The 17,565-nt window shown below is 45.7% G+C and carries 16 protein-coding genes and 1 riboswitch; of the genes, 2 read left to right on the forward strand and 14 right to left on the reverse strand.

All coding sequences use genetic code 11. The features are described 5' to 3' along the window. Positions 1 to 213: 213 nt before the first annotated feature. The 14 genes from thiC to CK1_RS10585 form a co-directional block, all read right to left on the reverse strand. Positions 214 to 1,518 (reverse strand): phosphomethylpyrimidine synthase ThiC, encoded by a 1,305-nt coding sequence (gene thiC / locus CK1_RS10520; protein WP_015526221.1) that lies wholly within the window; start codon positions 1,516 to 1,518, stop codon positions 214 to 216. A 164-nt stretch (positions 1,519 to 1,682) separates the two neighbouring features. Next, a riboswitch (TPP riboswitch) is annotated at positions 1,683 to 1,791 on the reverse strand. Positions 1,792 to 1,993: 202 nt separating this feature from the next. Beyond that, entirely contained in the window at positions 1,994 to 2,995 is a 1,002-nt protein-coding gene (locus CK1_RS10525) for a bile acid:sodium symporter family protein (RefSeq protein ID WP_015526222.1), read from the reverse strand. Positions 2,996 to 2,998: 3 nt separating this feature from the next. Next, positions 2,999 to 3,838: a pantoate--beta-alanine ligase gene (panC, locus tag CK1_RS10530; protein ID WP_015526223.1), complete on the reverse strand. Its 840-nt coding sequence runs from the start codon at positions 3,836 to 3,838 to the stop codon at positions 2,999 to 3,001. A gap of 101 nt (positions 3,839 to 3,939) precedes the next feature. Further along, positions 3,940 to 4,332 (reverse strand): aspartate 1-decarboxylase, encoded by a 393-nt coding sequence (panD, locus tag CK1_RS10535; protein ID WP_015526224.1) that lies wholly within the window; start codon positions 4,330 to 4,332, stop codon positions 3,940 to 3,942. A 512-nt stretch (positions 4,333 to 4,844) separates the two neighbouring features. Then, positions 4,845 to 5,708, reverse strand: a complete 864-nt coding sequence (locus CK1_RS10540; RefSeq protein ID WP_330383034.1) for a mechanosensitive ion channel family protein — start codon at positions 5,706 to 5,708, stop codon at positions 4,845 to 4,847. A gap of 284 nt (positions 5,709 to 5,992) precedes the next feature. Beyond that, on the reverse strand, positions 5,993 to 8,149 hold the full coding sequence (locus tag CK1_RS10545) for a Tex family protein (RefSeq protein WP_015526225.1): 2,157 nt from the start codon (positions 8,147 to 8,149) through the stop codon (positions 5,993 to 5,995). A 72-nt stretch (positions 8,150 to 8,221) separates the two neighbouring features. Beyond that, positions 8,222 to 9,169 carry an L-lactate dehydrogenase gene (locus CK1_RS10550; RefSeq protein WP_015526226.1) on the reverse strand — a complete coding sequence of 316 codons (948 nt, stop codon included), beginning with the start codon at positions 9,167 to 9,169 and terminating at the stop codon, positions 8,222 to 8,224. Between the two features lie 346 nt (positions 9,170 to 9,515). Then, positions 9,516 to 10,259, reverse strand: a complete 744-nt coding sequence (locus CK1_RS10555; RefSeq protein WP_306288870.1) for an FMN-binding protein — start codon at positions 10,257 to 10,259, stop codon at positions 9,516 to 9,518. Continuing rightward, positions 10,256 to 10,657: an FMN-binding protein gene (locus CK1_RS10560; protein WP_306288871.1), complete on the reverse strand. Its 402-nt coding sequence runs from the start codon at positions 10,655 to 10,657 to the stop codon at positions 10,256 to 10,258. Before CK1_RS10560 ends, CK1_RS10555 begins: the two co-directional genes overlap by 4 nt. Positions 10,658 to 10,731: 74 nt before the next feature. Further along, a complete protein-coding gene (locus tag CK1_RS10565) occupies positions 10,732 to 11,121 on the reverse strand; it encodes a hypothetical protein (RefSeq protein WP_015526227.1) in 390 nt (129 codons plus the stop codon). Between the two features lie 143 nt (positions 11,122 to 11,264). Further along, positions 11,265 to 13,511 (reverse strand): penicillin-binding Tp47 domain A-containing protein, encoded by a 2,247-nt coding sequence (locus tag CK1_RS10570; RefSeq protein WP_015526228.1) that lies wholly within the window; start codon positions 13,509 to 13,511, stop codon positions 11,265 to 11,267. A 126-nt stretch (positions 13,512 to 13,637) separates the two neighbouring features. Further along, the gene (locus CK1_RS10575) at positions 13,638 to 14,702 is read right to left on the reverse strand and encodes an FAD:protein FMN transferase (protein WP_015526229.1); all 1,065 of its coding nucleotides are present in this window, start codon (positions 14,700 to 14,702) and stop codon (positions 13,638 to 13,640) included. A gap of 3 nt (positions 14,703 to 14,705) precedes the next feature. Beyond that, positions 14,706 to 15,479, reverse strand: coding sequence for a 4Fe-4S binding protein (locus tag CK1_RS10580; RefSeq protein WP_015526230.1), 774 nt, complete (start codon positions 15,477 to 15,479; stop codon positions 14,706 to 14,708). Beyond that, positions 15,476 to 16,078, reverse strand: coding sequence for an FMN-binding protein (locus CK1_RS10585; RefSeq protein WP_015526231.1), 603 nt, complete (start codon positions 16,076 to 16,078; stop codon positions 15,476 to 15,478). Before CK1_RS10585 ends, CK1_RS10580 begins: the two co-directional genes overlap by 4 nt. Positions 16,079 to 16,525: 447 nt before the next feature. Between CK1_RS10585 and CK1_RS10590 the strand changes: the two genes are divergently transcribed. Next, positions 16,526 to 16,900, forward strand: a complete 375-nt coding sequence (locus tag CK1_RS10590) for a NusG domain II-containing protein (RefSeq protein WP_129974765.1) — start codon at positions 16,526 to 16,528, stop codon at positions 16,898 to 16,900. Between the two features lie 115 nt (positions 16,901 to 17,015). Then, positions 17,016 to 17,504 carry a Gx transporter family protein gene (locus CK1_RS10595; protein WP_015526232.1) on the forward strand — a complete coding sequence of 163 codons (489 nt, stop codon included), beginning with the start codon at positions 17,016 to 17,018 and terminating at the stop codon, positions 17,502 to 17,504. Positions 17,505 to 17,565: the final 61 nt, after the last annotated feature.

The following is a 17,565-nucleotide window of genomic DNA, read 5'->3' on the forward strand; positions in this document are numbered from 1 at the left end:
AGCTGCAATAATGTCCCCTACTCTGCAAAAAACCGCTGTGATCTTCATTTTAGATCACAGCGGTTTATGTTTTATTATCGGAACATCAGACTTTCCACAATTTCAGCATTACTGTTCTTTCCATATCCGCATTCAATCAACCAGTTTTCTGGCTGGATACTGCCAACACCACGTTCTACTGTGATGCTGCATGCTCATATGCATTCTGTATTCTTACAGAATATCGATATGCTCTCCTGCAAGTGCCTTGTTCATGCTTCGTACTGCGCAGAATTTACCACACATGGAGCAGGTATCATCATGCTCCGGTTTGCGCTCGTTCCAGATACGTTTTGCTGTTTCCGGATCCATGGCGCATTCCCACTGTGCCTCCCAGTCAAGCTTTCTTCTGGCATCTGCCATCTTGTCATCGATCTCACGGGCACCGCGGACACCTTTGGCAATGTCTGCTGCATGAGCTGCGATCTTAGATGCCATGATTCCCTGTTTTACGTCCTCAAGATTCGGAAGTGCAAGGTGCTCGGCCGGTGTTACATAGCAGAGGAATGCTGCTCCGGACATAGCAGCTACTGCTCCGCCGATCGCGGATGTGATGTGGTCATATCCCGGTGCAACGTCAGTTACGATAGGTCCTAATACATAGAACGGTGCACCCTGACAGATGGACTGCTGTACTTTCATATTTGCCTCAACCTGATCAAGCGGCACATGTCCCGGTCCCTCAACCATAACCTGAACGTCCTTTTCCCATGCACGTTTGGTCAGCTCGCCAAGACGTACAAGCTCCTCAATCTGGCATACATCTGTTGCATCAGCCAGGCATCCCGGACGGCAGGCATCACCAAGGGAGATGGTCACATCATACTCGCGGCAGATATCCAGGATCTCATCGTAATATTCATAGAACGGATTCTCCTCACCGGTCATACACATCCATGCAAATACAAGAGATCCTCCTCTGGAAACGATATTCATTTTTCTCTTGTGATTACGGATCTGATCGATGGTCTTTCTTGTGATTCCACAGTGAAGAGTTACAAAGTCAACACCATCCTGTGCATGGAGTCTGACTACATCGATAAAATCTTTAGCTGTCAGCGTATCAAGATCTCTCTGATAGTGGATAACGGAATCATAAACCGGAACGGTTCCGATCATTGCCGGACTCTCGGATGTCAGCTTGCGTCGGAACGGAATGGTATTTCCGTGGGAAGAAAGATCCATGATAGCATGGGCGCCCATGTTTACAGCTTCCATTACTTTCTGCATCTCTACATCGTAGTCCTTGCAGTCTCTGGATACACCAAGGTTTACATTGATCTTGGTGCGGAGCATGGAACCTACGCCCTCCGGATCGATACATTTGTGATTTTTATTTGCACAGATCGCCACCTTACCGGAAGCTACCAGCGGAAGCAGTTCCTCTGTTGTCATGCGTTCCTTCTTAGCTACGATCTCAAGCTCAGGTGTGATGATGCCTTTACGGGCTGCCTCCATCTGTGTACTGTAATTTCTCATGTAAAAAAAATCTCCTTCCATAAATTCTTTGTGTTTATACAACAAAAAACCGGCTGCTGCAACGCATACGCATCACGGCAACCGGCTCTTAATCTTACGTACTTAATGAAAATCTTCTGTACTTCTGATCTCTTCTGTACTCTCTGATCTTCTGTGTCTTTAAGAATCCTTCGTGTATATGTCCCTACGTTGGCATTATCCAAATCAGGTTATGGGTCAAGACATTTACAGTCTACTCTCAGCTCGCTTCAGCGGGCCCCCCTGTTTTCATATGTTGGGGACGTTTGTTCGTCCATGTGGTTATTATAGTATACCGGCTAAAATTTGTAAACCACAATTCTGCATTTTATGACTTTTTCTTTCGACATAATCTGCCATTTTATCTCTCAAACTCCCCCCGATCTTTCTTTACAGACATTCTTCCACAGCTTTTCTGTTCCCCGTCAGGAGGATATCCGCAATCCGCATTCACTGCTTATTGCTTTTCGCAATTACAGCAGTCGATTTCCCTGATCCGGTCAAGCTCTGCAAGGTTTTCTGCACCTGCACGGCGGATCCCCGCAAAAATGGAACCCGCAATATTGTGCCATACACTGAAGATCGCGCCCGGAAGTGTTGCAAGCGGATTGGCTGCAAAATTAGCTGCTGCCAGTGAGACAGCAAGGCCACTGTTCTGCATGCCTACCTCTATAGCTATAGCAGTTGTTCTGGAATACTCCACATGGAAGATTTTTGCAGCCAGAAATCCCAGCATCATACCACAGAAATTGTGGATCGCCACTACTCCAAGCACCAGAACTCCACAGCTTACGATCTTCTCTGCATTTACAGCTACAATTCCTCCGATGATCATAACAATAGCTACAACCGACACCAGCGGCATAACATCGGATACCTTATCCACATGCTCTCCCGCAAGACTCCGAAGAAAAACTCCCAGGAGAACCGGGATCAGAATTACCTTTACCACAGAGATCACCATAGCCCAGAAGGATACTTCCACCCAGGTTCCTGCCAGAACATATACAAGAAACGGTGTCATCAACGGTGCTGCCAGTGTGGAAACTATAGTCATTCCCACAGAAAGCGCCACATCACCTCCTGCGATATAGGTGATCACATTGCTGGCTGTTCCGCCCGGACAGCATCCCACCAGGATCACTCCCAGTGCCAGATCTGCCGGAAGGTTCATCACTTTACACAGAAGCCAGGCGATCACCGGCATAATGGTATACTGAGCCACTGCACCGATCACCACTTCTTTGGGTCTGGAAAAAATTGCCCGGAAGTCATCCAGTTTTATGGTCAGACCCATACCAAACATGATCACTCCCAGAAATACAGACGTATAGTTCGTCATCCAAGAAAATCCGTCACGCCAGAAAAAAGCCAGGCAGGAAAAAGCAATGATAATGATCCCGATATATCTGGATGCAAGGCTGCTGATAATTCCGATTTTCTTTAAAACTTTTCCCATACATTATACCTCGTAGCTGAAGTTGTCGATCAGTCTTGTTTTTCCGATGTAAACAGCCATTGCTACAAGAACGCTGCGGTCAGCTTTTTCCACCGGCTGCATGGTAAGTGCATCTACCATGGATACATAATCAATCTTTGCCAGAGGCTCTGCTTCGATCACTGCTCGCATTTTTCCGAGAAGCTCTTCTGCCGGGATTCCTGCGTGAATGGCTTCCTGTCCGGCTTTTACTGCCTTTGACAGGCAAAGAGCTGCTTTTCTCTCTTCAGGGCTTAAGTATGTATTTCTGGAGGATTTTGCAAGTCCGTCCTCCTCACGGATGATCGGACAGCCTACGATCTCAATATCGAAGTTCAGATCACTCACCATCTTGCGGATGATGGCCAGCTGCTGTGCGTCTTTCTGTCCGAAATATGCTCTGTCCGGTGCCACAATATGGAACAGTTTGGTCACAACGGTACACACACCTTTGAAATGGATCGGACGCGTTTTTCCGCAAAGTGTCTCTGACAGAGTATCTATACTTACAAATGCGTGGGGATCATGATACATCTCGGAAGGCTCCGGGCAGAAGATCAGGTCTGCTCCCAGGCTTTCGCAGAGTTTGCTGTCACGCTCAAAGTCTCTCGGGTAGGCTTCCAGGTCCTCGGTAGGACCGAACTGTGTAGGATTGACGAAATCGGATACCACTACGATATCATTCTGCTCTCTGCATTTTTTGATCAGGCTTGCGTGTCCCTCATGGAGAAATCCCATGGTTGGCACAAGGCCTACTGTTTTTCCTTCTTTTTTCCACGCTTTGATCTGTTTTCTTGTTTCTTCTACTGTTTTTGTTACCTGCATTGTGCTCTCCTCTTTTCCGGTTCTAGAACCGGTTTTCTTTATAGATTCGAGATAGCCTCTTTTCTGAATTCACCTTCGTCTTATTATCTTCCTGATCTGCGTCAGGCCATATCCTTCAGCAGTCCGTGTTTCTCATAATTGGTCACTCTGCTGATCCTGTTCTCTTCATCTACAAATACAACTGCAGGCTTGTGAGTACGGGCTTCTTCCTGCTCGTACTGTGCGTAAGCCATAATGATGATCTTGTCACCGGTGCTTACACATCTTGCTGCTGCTCCGTTCAGGCAGATCATACCGCTTCCGCGTTCTCCACAAATGGTGTATGTCTCGAAACGGCTGCCGTTGTTCACATCTACGATCTGGACCTTCTCATATTCCAGTATCCCGGCAGCTTCCAGCAGTTCCTCATCCACAGTGATACTTCCTACATAATCCAGTTCCGCCTGGACAACGGTTGCTCTGTGGATCTTTCCTTTTAACATCTCTATTGTCATCTTATATAAGTCCTTTCCTGCAGGGAATAACTTTCAAGTGGATAAAAACATCCGCTTCCGTATTTAATAAAAAAACGTCTCGGGGTACACTTCGACCCTGAAACGCTTCTGATTGATTCCCTGTATATTGAGTCCTGTTTTTTATACACGAAAAGCATGCTCTTCAACAGTTGCACAAAATTCCCATAACTGTTGTAACGCCTTCGTTATCATCGATACAGGCTCGTATCTTTTATAATTTTCATATATCCGTCCGTTCCCGATCCCGGGTTCCGGCTGGCTATTTTTATATAAGATTCCAGTGATTTCAGCCAGAGTATAGTTTTGAGTCCAAATACTATCTCTGTGGGGTATTATTGCACCCCGACACTGGTTTGTCAATAATTTTCATATTCTCTATTATCGTGAATGGCAGTAATAATCTCAAAACCAGTTACTTTCACCAAAAAACCCTCCCACACAGCAATTTCTCTGCCATGTGAAAGGGCTTTAGCTTTCTTCCTTTATGCACATTATTTATGGATATGCACATCCAGCTGATTATAAGGAATCTCAATTCCATAATAATCAAAATCTTCCTTGATCCTCTGGTTCAATCTCCATCTGGCTGCCCAGTAGCGGTCGGTATCTACCCAGACACGAAAGCCCATGATCACAGAGCTTTCTGCCAGCTCGTCTACGAATACCACCATCTCTTCGTCTTCTCTTGTATCCGGATCCTCGGTGAGGATATCTTCCAGGATATCCTTGGCCTTCTGGATATCTGCATTGTAAGAGATCCCCACTTTGATCTCCAGCCTTCGCTGATCCCTTGCTGTTACGTTGGTGATGGTCACATTGGAAAGAGTACCGTTCGGGATCACGATGTGCTTGTTATCAATGGATAACAGCGTTGTATAACAGATCTCGACCTTGGCTACCGTTCCCTCGCTTCCGTCCTGTCCGTTAACGATGATGTAATCCCCTACCTGGAAAGGCTTGAACAGAAGAAGCATCATACCTCCTGCCAGGTTGGCAAGTCCACCCTGGAGGGCAAGACCCATAGTAACACCTGCAGTTCCGAGAAGTGCTGCCAGAGATGATTCCTTTACTCCAAAGCTTATGGATATGTTAAAGATCAGGAGTATGTAAAGTACGATCTTGACCAGTGAGGACATAAACTGTGCCACTCCTGTATCCAGCCTGGATTTTGTCAGTGATTTCCTCACAAACTTTACGATCCATTTAATTACCGTGCTTCCTACCCAGAAAGCAACAATAGCCAGAACAACCTTGATTCCGAATTTCGTGATGTCCGGCAGATAATTTTCAAACATCTGCCTGTACTGGCTTACCTGATTTCCGACCTCCTGCACGGTCTGTACAGTACTATCCAAATATAATCCCTCCTGTCTGATCGATTATTCGATATACATATGCGGATCGATCTATGAGCTTCAAAGCTTATTTCTGATATAAGCATTTCCTATAATCCGCATCTGGTAATATAATAATATAGCAGTGGTTTTTCCCTGTAAACCTGATTTCTCCGGTTCTATAAAGTATAGGGTATAAACCACTGCTGTATTTCTGTTATAGCTTTATTGTATATCGGTCCGGTAATCCGCCGCAGAATGCTGCAGAATATACTTGCCTGCTTCTCTTTACTCAGTTTTTCTCTTTATTTACTGATTCCCTTCATGGAAAGGCTGATCCGTTTTTTCTTCATATCAACACCAAGAACACGGACATCCACGATATCTCCCACACTGACTGCTTCCAGCGGATGTTTGATGAATTTCTCGCTCATCTCGGAAATATGGACCAGGCCATCCTGATGCACACCGATATCCACAAAAGCACCGAAGTCAATGACATTGCGGACAGTTCCCTTAAGAACCATGCCCTCTTTCAGATCCTTCATATCTAGGACATCGGTACGGAGGATCGGTTTCGGCATCTCGTCACGTGGATCTCTGGCAGGTTTTTCCAGTTCCTTTACGATATCACGTAAGGTTGGCTCTCCGATCTCCAGCTCCTTTGCCAGTTTTCCGTAATCGCGGATCTGCCCGGAAATACCGGTAAGCTTACGCTCTGCCACATCTTCCGGTGTGTAGCCCAGCTTTTCCAAGAGTTTTTTTGCTGCGTCATAGCTTTCCGGATGGACACTGGTTGCGTCCAGAGGATTTTTGCCTCCTGTGATCCGTGTGAAACCTGCACACTGCTCAAAGGCTTTCGGACCAAGCTTGGCAACCTTAAGAAGTTCTCTTCTTGTCTGGAAACGGCCGTTTTCCTCACGGTAGGCTACAATATTCTTTGCGATGGCCTTGCTAATTCCGGAAATATACTCCAGAAGGGATGCAGACGCAGTATTCAGATCCACTCCGACCTTGTTTACACAATCTTCCACAACGCCGTTAAGGGCTTCTCCCAGCTTTTTCTGGTTCATATCATGCTGATACTGACCGACACCGATGGATTTCGGATCGATCTTTACAAGCTCTGCAAGCGGATCCTGTACACGTCTTGCGATGGATGCGGCGCTTCTCTGTCCAACATCGAAATTCGGGAATTCTTCCGTGGCAAGCTTGCTTGCGGAATATACAGAAGCACCTGCCTCGTTGGTGATAACATACTGGACCTTTTCAGGGATTTCCTTAAGAAGCTCCACGATGATCTGCTCGGATTCTCTGGATGCCGTTCCGTTTCCTACAGAGATCAGTGTCACATGATATTTGCTGATAAGCTTTTTCAGGGTTTCCTTTGCGGCACGGATCTTGGTCTCATTGGTTGGTGCTGTGGGATAAATAACTGTGGTATCCAGAACCTTTCCGGTAGGATCTACCACTGCCAGCTTGCATCCGGTACGGAAGGCAGGGTCCCAGCCAAGAACTACCTGTCCTGCAATTGGAGGCTGCATGAGAAGCTGCTCCAGATTTTTGCCAAAGACATGGATGGCACCGTCCTCTGCTGCCTCTGTAAGGGCGCTTCGGATCTCACGCTCAATAGCCGGTCCGATGAGACGTTTATAGCTGTCCTCAATGGCTTCTTTCAGAACAGGTGTAGTGTATGGATTATCGCGGACGATCACCTGTTTTTCAAGATAACGGATGATCTCTTCCTCAGGTGCAAGGATCTTCACAGTAAGGAATTTCTCTTTCTCACCACGGTTCAGAGCAAGGACACGATGACCTGCAAGCTTTTTCACCGGCTCCTCAAAGTCATAATACATCTCGTATACAGACTGCTCCTTCTCATCTCTTGCGGTGGAACATATAGTTCCCTTATCCATTGTTCTCTTACGGATACTGATACGATAATCTGCTTCATCAGAAATGTGTTCTGCAATGATATCTCTGGCACCGCTGATGGCCTCTTCCACAGTTTTGACTTCTTTTTCCTCAGAAAGAAATGCTTTTGCCTCTTCTTCAAGAGGTTTCTTCGTCATCTGGAGAAGGATGATGTCGGCCAGAGGTCCCAGACCTTTTTCCCTGGCGATGATGGCACGTGTACGGCGCTTCGGGCGGTACGGACGGTAAAGATCCTCTACCACAACGAGTGTCTGCGCTGCCTCGATCTGTTTCTTCAGCTCCGGAGTCAGCTTGCCCTGCTCCTCGATGCTGCCCAGAACCTGAGCCTTTTTATCCTCAAGATTTCTTAAATAAGTAAGTCTCTCATTAAGATTACGAAGCTGTTCGTCGTTCAGTGTACCGGTTGCTTCCTTACGGTATCTGGAAATAAAAGGAATGGTGCAGCCTTCATCGATCAGCTTAACCGCTGCCTCGACCTGCCATTTCTCAACGTTCAATTCTCTGGTAATTACCTGAATAATATCCATTTTTATCTTTCTCCCGTTGTTTCAAATTTGCCTGAGGCTGCTTTTTCCTCTTTACACAGCTTCTGACATTTATCAAAGATCAATCTGTGCGATCACGTCCTTCAGAGCATTGGCGCTTGCATGAAGCTTCTCTGTCTCCTCCTCGGTCAGCGGAACACGAACGATACGTTTTACACCTTCCGGTCCGATAGAAGCCATGGTACTAAGACATACGTCTTCAACACCGTACTCTCCGTGAAGCATGGTTGATACACTGACTATTGTATCAGATGCTGCAAGAAGAAGCGAGCAAAGTCTGCAAACAGATACGGCTACCGCATAAAATGTAGCACCCTTCTTGGCGATCACAGTTGATCCTGAAGTATGAACATACTCCAGAACCTCTTCTCTGTCAAGTGGCTGCAGATCTTTCTGATCCTCATGAACGATCTTGTCAAACTCATCAAGGGTCGCACCTGCAACAAAGGCTCTGGACCACGGTACAAAGGAAGTATCTCCATGCTCTCCGAATACATAGGCGTGGATATTTTTCTCAGATACACCGTAGTGCTGAGAAAGTCTGCAGCGGAGACGGGCCGTATCCAGGGCGGTTCCGGAACCAAGGATCTGATTTTCCGGCAGTCCGGAAAGCTTTGCAAATGCATAAGTCATAATATCACATGGATTACTTACGATAATATAAAGCGCTTTGGGAGCCACCTTTACGATCTCCGGAGTAATACTCTTCATAATGTTGACGTTGGTCTGTGTCAGCTCGATGCGAGTCTGTCCCGGTTTTCTGGCAATACCGGAAGTGATGATCACAATGTCAGAATCTACAGCATCCGGGTAATCTCCTGCCACGATGGAGATCGGCTCACGGAAACTGGTTCCCTGCTCAATATCCATAACCTCACCTTCAGCCTTATCTTTGTTAATATCGATCAGAACGATCTCTGATGCAATACTCCTCTGTGATAAGGTATAAGCGATAGTTGCTCCTACACTTCCTGCTCCGATGATCGTAATTTTACTGCTCATATTTGTTCTCCTTTCAGCGTTGTTTGTCATTTTAATAACAACTTTAATTACACACATTCAAACATAACATAAAACATTGCCCTGTGCAATAAAAATTTTATTGTATTTCTCAGGTTAATCCCCGCTAATTTGCATTTCAAATTATTTAAACCGCTTATATTTTCTGATATTTTTCCTATTATTCTGTATACATTCCTGTTATTTTTTATCGATTTATAGAAGCAATTTCAGAAACCTAGCAAAAAACCTCTGAACTTCAAAAAAAATCAAGAAGTCCAGAGGTTTCTTTCACCTCTTATTATTGGCTTAGATTCAGATGTTTATAGCTGCTCCAACGTTCACCCGGTTAATTCTTTGCCTGGGCAAGGGCTTTTTGTGCAGCGTCCAGGATCCCTTCGGAAGAATATGTGGCTCCGCTGACAGTATCGATTCCATCCGCCGACTGGTTTGCCATGATCTGAGAATAGATCGTGCTCCATGCAGGATCAAAAAATTCCGGTGTATCCTGATTTGTCTGCTCAATGGATACGATCTGGCCTCCTGAGATCGTAATTGTCAGATATGTTTTTCCTCCATATCCAAAAGCCGAGCCTGTATACGTTCCATCTCTGTACATTCCCACCGGTTCCGGTGCTTCCGTTGGCTCCGGTGTTGCATCCGGCTCATCTGTCCCTGGTGTTGGAGTTACATTGGGTTTTTCAGGAACCGGCGTCACATCCGGGTCGTCCGGCTCCGGCGTCGGGGTTGCTGCCGGCGTCTCTGTTGGCTTCGGTGTGGCTGTTGGTTTCGGCGTTGCCGTAGGTTTCGGTGTGGCTGTTGGCTTTGGTGTCGGTTTCTTTGTCGGAGTTGGTGTCGGTTTCTTTCCATACTCCGGATTGATCGCTTCTTTAAGAGCTTTTTTTACAGCGTTGAGAATTCCGTTGGAGGAATAGGTTGCTCCGCTGACTGCATCAATATCATCCACAGAATCTGTACCGATGATCTGTTCTTCCAGCACGCTCCATGCTTTTTCAAAAAACTGCTTTGTGTCCGTATTTTCCTGTTTCAGAGCTTTGATCACTCCATCCTTGATGGTCACAATTACTTTCACGTCTCCATTGAAGCCCTTTGCCGAAGCTGTATATTTACCATCCAGATATTTTTCGGACTGTCCGGATCTTCCGGTTCCTTTGTAGGAGATGGTTTTTTGGATGGTTTTTTTGTAGGTGACGGAGCTGATGTCGGAGTTGGTAAAGCAGTTGCTGCAGGTGTAGGGGTGACCTGCTGGCTGTTTCCATCTGCCGCTGCCTGGGAGAGGGCATTCTGAACTGCCTGGATGATTCCGTTGGAGGAATAGGTTGCTCCACTTACTGCATCTACATTCGGTGTATTTCCGGCGATCATCCTGCTGATCACACCCTGAGCTGACGCAAAATACGACGCAGTTTCTCCAGATGCCTCCAGAATATCTATGGCCGCAATCTTTCCACCGCTGATTGTTACTCTCACGCGGATCGTCCCGCCAAATCCGGTTCCGCTTCCTTCATACGTACCGTCCTTATATCCATCTGCCGGAACGCTTGCTACCGGTGTCTGCGTGGTTCCCTGTCCTGCGGCGCCGGCATTGCTTTTTGCAGATTCGGAAACCGTTCTTGTACCTGAGCTTTTTTTCGCTGCTGTTTTTTTGAACTTTTTTTCGATGAGCTTTTCTTTTTTGTTGTACTGTTTTTCTCAGCTGTGCTGTCAGAAACAGTATTTTCTTTTTCATACCCGAAATATTTTTCCAGCTCTGAAGCGGACATTACGGTCGTCTCTGCCTGCCCGACTGCTTCTGTCTCTCCATCAGAGCCCTTCGCCTTTATGCCTGAAAACACAAGCGCCGCAATCACAGCAGCTGCAGGGACCAGCTTGGTCCAGGGTATCTTCGGAGTATTTTTTTCCTCCTGCTTTTTATCTTTCAGATCTTTTTCCATGCTTCCTTACTCTCTCCTCTTTTCTTGCGGCCTCTGTCAGACATTGCTCTTCAGAAATCAGCAGACCTCTGCCGCAGACATTGCTCTATGTCTGCGGCAGAGGCTTCTGGATATCTGTGCTCACATTCGGTTCAACAGTGAAATTATTTAACTGTTACCACAAATTTCTTTGTAATTCCGTTGCATTTCACTGTGATCGTTGCTTTACCTTTTTTGATTCCCTTTACAACACCCTTGCTGTTTACAGCTACAACTTTTTTATTGCTGCTTGTATATGTAACCTTGCCTGCAGGTGTTGCTTTGGATCTGATGGTTGTTGTTTTACCTTTTTTGATCGTTGCAGAAGATTTTACAAGACTGAATGCAGGATTCTTGACAACTACTTTGCAGGTTGTCTTCAGGGCTCCTGCCTTTGCTGTAATCGTAATGGTTCCTGCTTTGATTCCTTTTACAACACCTGTTTTACTGTTTACGGTTGCAACCTTTGTGTTGCTGCTTGTGTATTTTACAGTTGCAGATGGTGTTGCAGTTGCTTTTACAGTTGCTGTTTTTCCTTTGTAGATCGTTACGGAAGCCTTTGCAAACTTGATTGTAGAAGCTTTTACTGTTACCTTGCAGGTTGCTGTGGTATTTCCTACCTTTGCTGTGATAACTGCTGTTCCGGCTTTTACGCCTTTAACAACACCCTTGCTGCTTACCGTTGCAACCTTTGTGTTGCCGGACTCAAATGTCACTGTTGCATCGCTGTCATTTGTTGTTGCCTTAAGAGTCGTTGTTTTTCCTGTATATACAGCTGCTGTCTTATCAAGTGTAACTGTTACCTTCTGAAGCTCTTTCTCTGCTCCCTGAAGATGTTCAAGTGCTTCATTTACCTCAGCCTGACTTGCATCTGTTTTTGTAAGAATGTCTTCTGCTTCCTGAAGCTCACCGGCAAAGGACTTCCAGGTTGCAATTGTGTAATCTGCCTCTGCCAGAGCCTTTGCAGCTTCCACTTCTGTTTTAAGACTTGTAAAATCAGTTGGCTCCATTGTAGGATTTACGATATTCTCTGCAGTTGCCTGGAAGCTGTAGGTATAGTCATTATATCCAAGAGCATACACTGTCAGTTTCCAGTATCCTGTTCCGTCTGTTCCTCCCGGAAGCTTGCAGCGTGCAGATTTTGTAAGTCCAAGCTGGATTCCCATTGCTTTATGCATCCAGTTATCTGCGGCAAACTTGGTTCCATAAGAAGCGAGGCATTTTGTATATGTGGAATCATCTCCATAATAATCCCAGCGTACAGCCTGCATATTTGCACCAAGATCACCATAATTTCCATTGAGATCCACACGGAGGAATTCGCCGTAGCTTCCGCTTGCTGCTTTTACACTCGGCTTGATCTCTGTTGCTGTTTTTAACGCCTGATCCTTGATACCGGAAGCTGTTCCGTCTGATTTTCTTGCTGTAAATGTAAAGCCGTCACCATTTTTCTCCGCATATTTCAGACCATTTGTCTGTGCATTTACGTCTGCCACAAGGCCTTTATAATACTGGAGATTGTTTTCACTGTATCCTCCGGAGAGCACAGCTCCATCCTGTACAACATTATACTTTTTGCAAAAATCTGCAAAATCTGCGGTCTTAACTGCTACCGGGACATATTTCAGACCATATATCTCATAATGATCCATCGTATAGGTTTTTCCATCTTCTGTTGTTATACTGCCTCTGTTCCATTTTACCTTGGAACCGTCTGTAAGATAAAGTGTGCTTCCTTTATCCTCCCAGTAGGATACGTCGAATCTGGTTCCGTCTTCAGCAATGATCGTAGCTTCTGTCTGATAGCTTCCTCTGTGAAGTCCATGATTTGCAGTCGCTCTTGTTACTGTATCAAAAGCTCCTGTATCAAACTCACTATGTGAATCCTTCTCTTCTGAAGAGCTTGTATCTCCAGCTGCATATACGCCTTCTGCTGCCCAGTACTCACCCCAGGTAAGTCCTGCATATACGTACTGATACTCGCCTGTCAGCTGGTCAGAATCGGAAAATGCTTCCGCCACTTCATCGCCTTCTGTGAAATTCTCTTCCCCTGTAGAGAACGGGTCTGCTTCCTCTGCTGTATCTTCCTGCTGGATATCCTCTGTCTCGTCTGCAGCAGCTTCTGGCACTGCTGCATCCTCTGCTGCTTCTTCTGTTATGTCTGCAGCATCCTCTATAGCTTCTTCTGCTACAGCTTCAGTATCCTCTGCCGTTTCCTCTGTGCTAAAATCCTCCGTATCTCCTGCCTCTGCCTCGGAAACCACGGCTGCATCAAGATCAGATGCCATTACAGCGGTCGGAAAGGTTGTTGCTGCCACTGCAAGACTTAAAATGCATGGAGCTGTTTTTTTCAATAGATTCCACTTCTGCATTGCTTATTCCTCCTAAAAATATGATATATTTATAGAACCCTTTCCAGGTTTACTATCGCAAGTACTGCGGATATGAGCATTCCCCTCTGCCAAACAATCATAAACCGGATCGCCGGGAGATCAGCTTCACTCTGCAATATCCTCCACACTATAGGAATCCGCAAGCAGGCTGAACCGCTCCTTCATCCCCTCAGTGAGATATACATGATGGTCTTCATCCACAAAAAGTCCGTCTGCACCGTAAGCTTTCAACAGCTGTGTCCCTTTTTCCACCCCCAGCACAAAACATGCTGTGGAAAGCGCATCTGCCTCCAGACCTGAGTCACAGACTACCGTTACCCCGGTCACTCCGCTTTCTGCCGGATAGCCGGTAGACGGGTCCATAATGTGGTGATACCTTACAGCATTTTCGATAAAATATTTCTCATAATCTCCAGATGTGGAAAGAAATTCTGTACCATTTAAGGCAACCACACCAAGATAGTCATCCTCATTTTCAGCTCTGGGATCTGTCACTGCCACATTCCAGGAAGAACCATCCGGCTTGCTTCCGTAGGTCATGACACTGCTTCCTCCCAGATTCATAAGTGCTGCTATTACATCCTTCTTTGTTTCCAGTTCTTTAAGGATCCGGTCACAGCCAATACCCTTTCCCGCTGCTCCAAGATCCAGAGAACAGCCCTCCTCCATGTGGACCGTATTTCCGTCAAGAAAAATTTTCTGATATCCGGAATCCTTCAGAACATTCTTAATTTCTGCTTCTTCCGGAATTTTCTGGTTTTCCCCTCCAATATCCCACAGGCGGATCAGCTTCCCGATGGTTGGGTCAAAGGCTCCGTCAGAATCCTCTGCGATCTTCAGAAGACGTTTCAGGTATCCGGAAAGCTCGTCGGAAATCTCCGTATCTTTTCCGCTGTCTGCATTCACCTTATAGATCTGGGACTTCTCATTGGTCCAGGAAAGAAGGTTCGTCTCCACATCTGTCAGCACAGCTGTCAGCTTACTGTTTATATCGTCACCTGTGGTATAGAGTGTTTCTGATACCACAGTATCCATTGCAAAATCTGTATCGGTATATGTCTGTACATCATTTTCCGAAGCAGCCATGCACAGCACAGGAAACAACACCGCAATTCCTGTAAATGTAGCTGCTGCCAGAAAAGTTTTCTTTTTCAGAGCCTGATATCTCATAGATCATTTTTCCTCAATTATTCCAATGTGAATATTTTTTCTCGGGCATGCTGCGGCACATGCGTGGCAGCAAAGACATTCGCCGGATCTGCCTGTGTCGCCGTCGATATCCAGATGAGCCGGACATCTTTTTTTACAGAGACCACATTTCGGCGGACATTTCTCACGGTTTCTCCGAAACAGTGCACCCGGAAGGATTGGCATTAATGCAAAAACCGCTCCCATGGGACAGAGAAACTGGCAGAAAAACCTTTCCTGTGTACACATTCCCACAATGATCAGCACCAGGAGCACAATTCCCACCAGATATTTGCTGTTCGGGAGCCGTCCTGCCGTGAGCATGGAAAAAACATCCCACGGGCTGGTTCCCGTAAGCTTTCCGTATACACCTGTAAGGCAGGAAAGCAGGATCAGTGCCAGTACGATATATTTGACTTTCTGAAGCCCGTGAACCATTTTTTCGGAAAGAGCCGGTTTCTTTTTTTTGTGAAAGCATTTCATCCGGATCCAGGAAAAGCCTTCATATACGGCATCTCCGAAAGATCCGAATGCACACGCATATCCGCAGAAATGTCTTCCGAAAAAGCAGGTAAAGATCAGAAGCACTGCCGTTACAGTCAGAAAGGAATTCCACTCCACCGGCTGACCGGCCGCAATGGCAAGAAAGATCGATTTGATACCTGCAAAGGCTGTAGAAAACAGAGACGGGGCGGCAATAAAAAATGCCAGCTGTATTCCCGCACGCATCAGCCTTACCTCCCGCTGTCTTTTTTTCATGAGTTTTCCGCCTTTCCAAGTGCCGCATCCACTGCGTTCAGGATTCCTGTGGAGCTGAACGTTGCTCCAGATACGGTATCCACATCTGTACTCTGAGCACTCAGGATGGAATCGATCACACTCTCTGCCTGTGAAAGATATGCACTGTCCTCGCCTGGGGCGCTGACTACGTTGATGGATGTGATCTCATCACCGACAAGTGTCACTTCCACCTGAATGGTCCCGCCGTATCCCTCGGCTTCTCCTGTATAGGTTCCATCTTTATATACATTATCGGAATCTGCGGTTGCTGTGTCCTCTGCGTCTGCATCGGATACATTGCCGTCTGAAGTGTCTGTTGTTTTGTCATCGCCTGCTGTATCTGTATCACTGCTGCCTGATCCTGCAGATGCTGCCTGATTCTGCATACGATTTACATAACTCGTCTCCAGCGCACTGAGAAGTTCATTCTGCTGCTCCTGAAGTGTATCTACCTTATCTGTCAGAGCCGCGATCTCTTTTTCATTTGCCTGGGCTTTCATGCTGCTGTTATAAAAAAGTACAGCCAGGATCACCAACAGTAAGGAGATCACTCTCATATAAAAATTCTGATTTTTCATCTCTTTTCTCCCTTGTATTTTTAACAATTCTGTAAATTGCTGCATCAGACTCACGCTATGCGAACATATATTGCTACGTCAGATGCTCTCGATCCAGTCCTGTAATCTGCGTATAACTGTCTTTTGGATAAATTATATAGTTTTTATCCATATACATAAATTAGTTTTGATTAATCTTTTTTGTAAAATTAGACGATGCTAACTTACAGTTAGGTATTATATCACCTGTTTTTTTCTTGTCTACACTTTTGTTAGCAGTCTATAACTTTTTCCAATATGAATTTTTCTGTTTTATGTCTTTTATAAAAGAAAAATCATCGCCACTCCTCCCTTTCCGTTGGGAACAGCTGTATGAATTATGGTTAGATATCATTAACTTATGTTTGCCTTTTAATTTCGATTATGATATGATTTTTTCTGAATCTGTAACAGAAATGGAGATTTGTTTTGAAGAAAAAAGAATTGATTTTTATTGCCGGGATCCTGATTCTGGCGGGGGTTCTCTGGCTTGGTTTTCAGATTGCGGGGAAACGTTCCCATAATACGATCCGTATTACCGTTGACGGAAAAGAATTCGGAACCTATTCGCTTTCCCAGGACCAGATCATCCACATCGGAGACACCAATGTCTGCGAAATCAAAGATGGAAAAGTTACAATGATCGAAGCAACCTGCCCGGATCATTACTGTATGAAACAGAAGGCTGTGGACGAGCACGGCGGTTCCATCATCTGCCTTCCTAATAAGGTTGTGATAGAAGGGGAAAATACTGCAGAGGATTTGGATTCGGAGAGTTCGCCTAAAATTGATGCGGTGACATAAAATTTCCGGAGAATATGCGTAATACGTGTTCTCCGTAGAGTTTTCTCTGACAGACGGTATTCTGTCTGTGCTGTTTCTGCAACGATATTCCTGCAACAAATGAAAGGATTTATTTATGAAACGAAAAACAGCTTATCTCGGATTATTTGCCGCAGTAGCGATCATTTTTGGATATGTGGAGTCTCTGGTCCCTGTATTTACAGGAATTCCGGGTATCAAGCTCGGGCTTGCAAACCTGGCGGTACTTTTTATACTGGACCGATATTCCTTTAAAGAAGCGGCTCTCGTGTCCGTTGTCAGAATCCTGGTGATCGGATTTATGTTTGGAAATCTGTTCAGTATTTTGTATAGTCTGGCTGGCGCTGCGCTTAGCCTGACTGTGATGGAGCTTTTGAAAAAACATTCCGGCTTCAGTCTGATCGGTATCAGTGTGGCCGGTGGTGTCACACATAATATCGGGCAGCTGATCGTTGCCATGATCGTGGTGAGCAATACGAGTTTGATGGTTTATGCACCGGCACTGCTGGTGGCAGGAGTCCTGGCGGGGATTCTCATAGGTGGGTTGACAAAGGAGGTTGTGGGACGACTTCCTTTGAATCTATAATTATGTGGTTTGCTTTTTGGATTATGGTTTTCACTTTTTGAAGTGAGGGGAAATTGTGTGG

Source organism: Ruminococcus sp. SR1/5, from assembly GCF_000209835.1.
Lineage (GTDB): Bacteria > Bacillota > Clostridia > Lachnospirales > Lachnospiraceae > Blautia_A > Blautia_A fusiformis.